Origin of the sequence: Escherichia sp. MOD1-EC6162 (assembly GCF_002965125.1) — a bacterium.
In the GTDB taxonomy this organism is placed as follows: Bacteria; Pseudomonadota; Gammaproteobacteria; order Enterobacterales; family Enterobacteriaceae; genus Escherichia; species Escherichia marmotae.
This window is the reverse complement of record NZ_PTSB01000008.1, coordinates 161,968-170,546: the sequence shown is the minus strand read 5'-3', so window position 1 is coordinate 170,546 and position 8,579 is coordinate 161,968. Positions and strand designations below refer to the sequence as shown.

Sequence of the window (8,579 nt, the reverse complement as noted above, 5' to 3'; positions counted from 1 at the left end):
GATACAGATTAGATTAGCCGGCGAAAGCGGGTTAATAAACAGAATTTGCCTGGCGGAGATAGCGCGGTGGTCCCACCTGACCCCATGCCGAACTCAGAAGTGAAACGCCGTAGCGCCGATGGTAGTGCGGGGTCTCCCCATGCGAGAGTAGGGAACTGCCAGGCATCAAATAAAGCGAAAGGCCATCCGTAAGGATGGCCTTTTTGCGCTGGTGCGGAAAAAGGCCGGATGCGATGCTGGCGAGCCTTATCTGTCCTGCGCAGGGTTACGGTAGGGGTCAGCAGTGCATTATTCCCCCACATACGCCAGATTCAGTAGCGGATACGGTTTCCCCAGCTCGTCGACTTCCGAACGCCCGGTAACTTTAAATCCCATCTTCTTATAGAATCCTACTGCTTGATCATTTTGCTCATTAACGTTGGTTGTCAGTTCCGTGGCCATCGAGAGCGCATGTTCCACCAGTAGTCGACCTACGCCATACCCGCGCGCATCAGAATCGACAAATAGCGCATCCATATGCTGCCCGCTTAGCAACATAAACCCAATCGGTTGATCCCGCTCATTAACCGCAACCCACAGCGGTGCTTCTGGCAGAAACGAACTTACCAGCTCTTCCAGTTCGACCCGATAGTCTGCAGACAAAAAATGGTGGGTAGCATCGACAGAACGACCCCAGATCGAAACCAGTTTTTCCCCTTCCTCATGCCGTGAACGGCGAATTCTAATAACCATTTCCACTCCTTTTATTCATGCTTATATTCTAACTCAGCCTTTTTCTTGAAACTTTCTCACCTTGAACATGCAGGCTCGACATTGGCGAATTTTCTGGTTATCTTCAGCTATCTGGATGTCTAAACGTTTAAACGTATGTAGTGAGGTAATCAGGTTATGCCGATTCGTGTGCCGGACGAGCTACCCGCCGTCAATTTCTTGCGTGAAGAAAACGTCTTTGTGATGACAACTTCGCGCGCGTCTGGTCAGGAAATTCGTCCGCTAAAGGTGCTTATCCTTAACCTGATGCCGAAGAAGATCGAAACTGAAAATCAGTTTTTACGCCTGCTTTCAAACTCTCCTTTGCAGGTCGATATTCAGTTGTTGCGCATCGATTCTCGCGAGTCGCGCAACACGCCTGCAGAGCATCTGAACAACTTCTACTGCAACTTTGAAGATATACAGGAACAGAACTTTGATGGTCTGATTGTAACTGGCGCGCCGCTGGGTCTGGTGGAGTTTAATGACGTCGCTTACTGGCCGCAGATCAAACAGGTATTGGAGTGGTCGAGAGATCACGTCACCTCGACATTATTTGTCTGTTGGGCGGTTCAGGCCGCGCTTAATATTCTCTACGGTATACCCAAGCAAACCCGCACCGACAAACTTTCGGGTGTATACGAGCACCACATTCTCCATCCTCATGCGCTTCTGACGCGTGGATTTGATGATTCATTTCTGGCACCGCATTCGCGATATGCAGACTTTCCGGCAGCGTTGATTCGTGATTACACCGATCTGGAGATTCTGGCAGAGACAGAAGAAGGGGATGCGTATTTGTTTGCCAGCAAAGACAAGCGCATTGCCTTTGTGACGGGCCATCCCGAATACGATGCGCAAACACTGGCGCAGGAATATTTCCGCGATGTAGAAGCCGGACTAACTCCGGATGTACCGTATAACTATTTCCCGCATAACGATCCGCAAAACAAACCGTGTGCGAGCTGGCGTAGTCACGGTAATTTGCTGTTTACCAACTGGCTCAACTATTACGTCTACCAGATTACGCCATACGATCTACGCCACATGAATCCAACGCTGGATTAATCTTCTGCGGCGATCGATCGTTAAGCGATTCAGCACATTACATCAGGCACCTTCGGGTGCCTTTTTTATTTCTGAAACGTCACTCATCAAGTGAATTAATTTTATTATTATTGTTATCAATAAGTTAATTTATAATTAAATTAAAAATGGAAATTGTTTTTGATTTTGAATTTTAAATGAGTAGTCTTAGTTGTGCTGAACGAAAAGCGCACAACGATCCTTCGTTCACAGTGGGGAAGTATTCGGATCCATGACGAGGAGCTGCACGATGACTCAACAGGCAACAACAACCGATGAACTGGCTTTCATAAGGCCGTATGGCGAGCAGGAGAAGCAAGTTCTCACCGCCGAAGCGGTAGAATTTCTGACTGAGCTGGTGACGCATTTTACGCCACAACGCAATAAACTTCTGGCAGCGCGCATTCAGCAACAGCAGGATATCGATAACGGGACGTTGCCTGATTTTATTTCGGAAACAACTTCCATTCGAGAAAGTAATTGGAAGATTCGCGGAATTCCTGCGGACTTACAAGATCGCCGGGTAGAGATAACCGGACCCGTTGAGCGCAAGATGGTGATTAACGCGCTAAACGCTAATGTGAAAGTCTTCATGGCTGACTTCGAGGATTCACTGGCCCCGGACTGGAACAAAGTGATCGACGGGCAAATTAACCTGCGCGATGCGGTTAACGGCACCATCAGTTACACCAACGAAGCAGGTAAAATTTATCAACTCAAGCCCAATCCGGCGGTTTTGATTTGTCGGGTACGCGGCCTGCACTTGCCGGAAAAACATGTTACCTGGCGTGGTGAAGCAATCCCTGGCAGCCTGTTTGATTTTGCTCTCTACTTCTTCCACAACTACCAGGCGCTGCTGGCAAAGGGCAGTGGTCCTTATTTTTATCTGCCAAAAACTCAGTCCTGGCAGGAAGCTGCATGGTGGAGCGAAGTCTTCACTTACGCAGAAGGTCGCTTTAACCTGCCGCGCGGCACCATCAAGGCAACGTTACTCATTGAAACCTTGCCTGCTGTATTCCAGATGGATGAAATCCTTCACGCACTGCGCGACCATATTGTCGGTCTGAACTGCGGTCGCTGGGATTACATCTTTAGCTATATCAAAACATTAAAAAACTATCCCGATCGCGTCCTGCCAGACCGCCAGGCAGTGACAATGGATAAACCGTTCCTCAGTGCCTATTCACGTCTGCTGATTAAAACCTGCCATAAACGCGGTGCATTCGCGATGGGCGGCATGGCAGCCTTTATCCCGAGTAAAGATGAAGAGCGCAATAATCAGGTGCTCAACAAGGTAAAAGCGGATAAAGCACTAGAAGCCAACAACGGTCACGATGGTACGTGGATCGCCCATCCAGGCCTTGCTGATACCGCAATGGCGGTATTTAACGACATCCTCGGCTCTCGTAAAAACCAGTTAGAAGTCCTGCGCGAGCAAGATGCACCGGTTACTGCCGAACAACTGCTGGCTCCTTGTGACGGTGAGCGCACCGAAGAAGGCATGCGCGCCAATATTCGTGTGGCCGTGCAGTACATCGAAGCATGGATCTCCGGCAACGGCTGTGTGCCGATTTATGGTCTGATGGAAGACGCAGCAACGGCAGAGATTTCCCGCACCTCTATCTGGCAATGGATCCACCATCAAAAAACGTTGAGCAATGGCAAACCGGTGACCAAAGCACTGTTCCGCCAGATGTTGGCTGAAGAGATGAAAGAGATTGCCCATGAATTGGGCGAACAACGTTTCAATAGTGGGCGCTTCGATGATGCTGCTCGCCTGATGGAACAGATCACCACTTCCGATGAGTTAATTGATTTCCTAACCCTGCCAGGCTACCGCCTGTTAGCGTAAACCACCACATAACTATGGAGCATCTGCACATGAAAACCCGTACACAACAAATTGAAGAATTACAGAAAGAGTGGACTCAACCGCGCTGGGAAGGTATTACCCGCCCATACAGCGCGGAGGACGTGGTGAAATTACGCGGCTCGGTCAATCCGGAATGCACGCTGGCACAACTGGGCGCGGCAAAAATGTGGCGACTGCTGCACGGTGAATCGAAAAAAGGCTATATCAACAGCCTCGGCGCACTGACTGGCGGTCAGGCGCTGCAACAGGCGAAAGCGGGTATTGAAGCGGTTTACCTGTCTGGCTGGCAGGTAGCGGCGGATGCTAACCTGGCGGCCAGCATGTATCCGGACCAGTCACTTTATCCGGCAAATTCAGTGCCAGCGGTAGTGGAGCGGATCAATAACACCTTCCGTCGAGCTGATCAGATCCAGTGGTCCGCAGGTATTGAGCCGGGCGATCCGCGTTATGTTGATTATTTCCTGCCGATCGTTGCCGATGCTGAAGCCGGTTTTGGTGGTGTCCTGAATGCTTTTGAGCTGATGAAAGCGATGATTGAAGCCGGTGCAGCGGCAGTTCACTTCGAAGATCAGTTGGCGTCAGTGAAAAAATGCGGTCACATGGGCGGTAAAGTGCTGGTGCCAACCCAGGAAGCGATCCAGAAACTGGTCGCGGCGCGTCTGGCTGCGGATGTTACAGGAGTTCCGACCCTGTTGGTTGCTCGTACCGATGCCGATGCGGCAGACCTGATCACCTCCGATTGCGATCCGTACGACAGCGAATTCATCACTGGTGAACGCACTAATGAAGGTTTCTTCCGTACCCATGCGGGCATTGAACAAGCTATCAGCCGTGGTCTGGCTTATGCGCCATATGCTGACCTGGTTTGGTGTGAAACCTCTACGCCAGATCTGGAACTGGCGCGCCGTTTTGCCGACGCTATTCATGCGAAATATCCAGGCAAGCTGTTAGCCTACAACTGCTCGCCGTCGTTCAACTGGCAGAAAAATCTCGACGACAAAACTATTGCCAGCTTCCAGCAGCAATTGTCGGATATGGGTTACAAATTCCAGTTTATCACCCTGGCGGGTATCCACAGCATGTGGTTCAACATGTTCGACCTGGCAAACGCCTATGCGCAGGGCGAGGGGATGAAGCATTATGTTGAGAAAGTGCAGCAGCCGGAATTTGCTGCTGCGAAAGATGGCTACACCTTCGTTTCTCACCAGCAGGAAGTGGGTACGGGTTATTTCGATAAAGTGACGACCATTATTCAGGGTGGCACATCGTCGGTTACCGCACTGACCGGCTCTACCGAAGAATCGCAGTTCTAAGCAACCGACAATTGTTGTTGGCTGTAGACCGGATAATGCGTTTACGCCGCATCCGGCAATGAGCGCCTGATGCGACGCTTGCGCGTCTTATCAGGCCTACAAATGTTGCAGACGCGTAGACCGGATAATGCGTTCACGCCGCATCCGGCAATGAGCGCCGGATGCGACGCTGACGCGTCTTATCAGGCCTACAAATGTTGCAGACGCGTAGACCGGATAATGCGTTTACGCCGCATCCGGCAATGAGCGCCTGATGCGACGCTTGCGCGTCTTATCAGGTCTACAAATGTTGCAGACGCGTAGGCCGGATAAGGCGTTTACGCCGCATCCGGCAATGAGCGCCTGATGCGACGCTTGCGCGTCTTATCCGGCCTACAAATGTTGCAGACGCGTAGACCGGATAATGCGTTTACGCCGCATCCGGCAATGAGCGCCTGATGCGACGCTTGCGCGTCTTATCAGGCCTACAAATGTTGCAGACGCGTAGACCGGATAATGCGTTCACGCCGCATCCGGCAATGAGCGCCTGATGCGACGCTGACGCGTCTTATCAGGCCTACAAATGTTGCAGACGCATAGGCCGGATAATGCGTTTACGCCGCATCCGGCAATGAGCGCCTGATGCGACGCTGACGCGTCTTATCAGGTCTACAAATGTTGCAGACGCGTAGACCGGATAATGCGTTTACGCCGCATCCGGCAATGAGCGCCTGATGCGACGCTTGCGCGTCTTATCAGGCCTACAAATGTTGCAGACTCGTAGACCGGATAATGCGTTTACGACGCATCCGGCAATGAGCGCCTGATGCGACGCTTGCGCGTCTTATCAGGTCTACAAATGTTGCAGACGCGTAGGCCGGATAAGGCGTTTACGCCGCATCCGGCAATCAACGCCTGATGTGACGCTTGTGCGTCTTATCCGGCAATTCACAGCTCCCGATGAGGGCAACAAATGCCGCGTGGCCTGGAATTACTGATTGCACAAACAATTTTGCAGGGTTTCGATGCCCAGTATGGTCGATTCCTCGAAGTGACTTCCGGGGCGCAGCAGCGTTTCGAACAGGCCGACTGGCACGCTGTCCAGCAGGCGATGAAAAATCGTATCCATCTTTACGATCATCACGTGGGTCTGGTGGTGGAGCAGTTACGCTGCATTACTAACGGCCAAAGCACGAATGCGGCATTTTTACTGCACGTCAAAGAGCATTACACCCGGCTATTGCCGGACTACCCGCGCTTCGAGATTGCGGAGAGTTTTTTCAACTCCGTATACTGTCGGTTATTTGACCACCGCTCGCTTACTCCCGAGCGGCTTTTTATCTTTAGCTCCCAGCCGGAACGCCGCTTTCGTACCATTCCGCGCCCGCTGGCCAAAGACTTTTACCCCGATCACGGCTGGGAATCACTGCTGATGCGCGTTATTAGCGACTTGCCGCTACGCCTGCGCTGGCAGAATAAAAGCCGTGATATCAACTATATCATTCTTCATCTGACGGAAACGCTGGGGACAGATAACCTCGCTGAAAGTCATCTACAGGTGGCGAACGAACTGTTTTACCGTAATAAAGCCGCCTGGCTGGTGGGCAAACTGATAACGCCTTCCGGCACGTTGCCATTTTTGCTGCCGATCCACCAGACGGACGACGGCGAGTTGTTTATTGATACCTGCCTGACGACGACCGCCGAAGCGAGCATCGTCTTTGGCTTCGCGCGATCCTATTTTATGGTTTACGCGCCGCTGCCTGCCGCACTGGTCGAGTGGCTACGGGAGATTCTGCCGGGTAAAACTACCGCAGAACTGTATATGGCTATCGGTTGCCAGAAGCATGCCAAAACCGAAAGTTACCGTGAATATCTCGTTTATTTACAAGGATGTAATGAGCAGTTTATTGAAGCGCCGGGCATTCGTGGGATGGTCATGCTGGTGTTCACGCTGCCGGGCTTTGATCGGGTATTCAAAGTCATCAAAGACAAATTCGCCCCGCAGAAAGAGATGTCAGCGGCTCACGTCCGCGCCTGCTATCAACTGGTAAAAGAGCACGATCGCGTAGGAAGGATGGCGGATACCCAGGAGTTTGAAAACTTTGTACTGGAGAAGCGACATATTTCCCCGTCATTAATGGATTTGCTGCTTCAGGAAGCGCCAGAAAAAATCACCGATCTGGGCGAACAAATTGTGATTCGCCATCTCTATATCGAACGGCGGATGGTGCCTCTCAATATTTGGCTTGAACAGGTTGAGGGTCAGCAACTGCGTGATGCTATAGAAGAGTACGGCAACGCTATTCGCCAGCTTGCCGCCGCCAATATTTTCCCCGGTGATATGCTGTTTAAAAACTTTGGCGTCACCCGACACGGGCGCGTGGTGTTTTATGATTACGATGAAATTTGCTACATGACGGAAGTGAATTTCCGCGACATCCCACCGCCGCGCTACCCGGAAGACGAACTCGCCAGCGAACCGTGGTATAGCGTCTCGCCGGGCGATGTTTTCCCGGAAGAGTTCCGCCACTGGCTATGCGCCGACCCACGCATTGGTCCACTGTTCGAGGAAATGCACGCCGACCTGTTCCGCGCCGATTACTGGCGCGCTCTACAAAACCGCATCCGCGAAGGACATGTGGAAGATGTTTATGCATATCGGCGCAGACAGCGGTTTAGCGTGCGGTTTGTATAAATCAGAGGCGAAAAGTCACCGCATTCCACCATACGCCAGCGTCACTTCCTTCGCCGCTTTAATTACCATCGCGCCAAACTCAGTCACGCGGTCATCGGTAATACGTGAAATCGGCCCGGAAATTGAAATTGCGGCAAACGGTTCGCGGTGTTCATCGAAAATACACGCAGCCAGGCAACGCAGTCCCAGCGCATGTTCTTCATCATCAAATGAATAACCGCGTTTGCGTGTCTGCGCGAGGTCTTCTTTTAAATGCACAGGAGAAACCAGCGTCGCGTGGGTATAGGCATGTAACCCTTTGCGATGCAGCAGCTTTGTCACCTGTTCTTCACTCAGTTGAGCCAAAAAGGCTTTACCGGCACCGGAAGCATGCATCGGCAATTTACCGCCAATAGGGGCGGACATTCGCATCAGATGTGTACACTGCACCTGATCGATAATAATCGCCTCGTGATCGCTTTGATCGAGCACCGCCATATTGACCGTTTCGCCAGATTCTTCCATCAGATCGCGCAGTATAGGATGGACAATAGCTAACAAATTACGGCTCTGGAGAAAACTGCTACCGACCATAAATGCATGCGCGCCGATCGCCCAGTGACCCAGCTCACCGACCTGACGCACAAAGCCCTGTTGTTGCATAGTGGTTAGCAGACGGTGGGTGGTGGAATTGGGTAATCCGGCTTGCTGTGCCAGTTCGGTTAGTGCCACACTGCCATTGGATTCGGCAATCCACTCCAGTAATTTCAGGCCACGCGTTAAAGACTGAACCTGTCCAGTCGCGGGGCCGCTGGTTGCGGCAGGTTTTCTACCGCGTTTTGCGGGAATGGGTGCGACCATGACAGCCTCCTTTTTCTGTATCGTGGAAATCATTTTCATT

At 51.7% G+C, this 8,579-nt stretch carries 6 protein-coding genes and 1 rRNA gene; 5 read left to right on the top strand and 2 right to left on the bottom strand.

All coding sequences use genetic code 11. The features are described from left to right. Positions 1–48: 48 nt before the first annotated feature. Positions 49–164 (top strand): 5S ribosomal RNA (gene rrf, locus A9587_RS09450). A 124-nt stretch (positions 165–288) separates the two neighbouring features. Here the strand turns inward: rrf and A9587_RS09445 are convergent. Further along, positions 289–732, bottom strand: a complete 444-nt coding sequence (locus tag A9587_RS09445) for an acetyltransferase (protein WP_105264048.1) — start codon at positions 730–732, stop codon at positions 289–291. A 156-nt stretch (positions 733–888) separates the two neighbouring features. On the opposite strand from A9587_RS09445, the gene metA reads away from it, so the two are divergent. The 4 genes from metA to aceK all read left to right on the top strand — a co-directional run bounded on the left by metA (position 889) and on the right by aceK (position 7,699). Beyond that, positions 889–1,818, top strand: coding sequence for a homoserine O-acetyltransferase MetA (gene metA, locus A9587_RS09440; protein WP_001122799.1), 930 nt, complete (start codon positions 889–891; stop codon positions 1,816–1,818). A 268-nt stretch (positions 1,819–2,086) separates the two neighbouring features. Then, on the top strand, positions 2,087–3,688 hold the full coding sequence (aceB, locus tag A9587_RS09435; protein ID WP_000193602.1) for a malate synthase A: 1,602 nt from the start codon (positions 2,087–2,089) through the stop codon (positions 3,686–3,688). Between the two features lie 29 nt (positions 3,689–3,717). After that, on the top strand, positions 3,718–5,022 hold the full coding sequence (aceA, locus tag A9587_RS09430; RefSeq protein WP_000857846.1) for an isocitrate lyase: 1,305 nt from the start codon (positions 3,718–3,720) through the stop codon (positions 5,020–5,022). Positions 5,023–5,974: 952 nt separating this feature from the next. After that, positions 5,975–7,699, top strand: a complete 1,725-nt coding sequence (aceK, locus tag A9587_RS09425) for a bifunctional isocitrate dehydrogenase kinase/phosphatase (RefSeq protein WP_061090589.1) — start codon at positions 5,975–5,977, stop codon at positions 7,697–7,699. Between the two features lie 15 nt (positions 7,700–7,714). Here aceK and iclR read toward each other — a convergent pair whose 3' ends face one another. After that, on the bottom strand, positions 7,715–8,539 hold the full coding sequence (gene iclR / locus A9587_RS09420; RefSeq protein ID WP_105263966.1) for a glyoxylate bypass operon transcriptional repressor IclR: 825 nt from the start codon (positions 8,537–8,539) through the stop codon (positions 7,715–7,717). Positions 8,540–8,579: the final 40 nt, after the last annotated feature.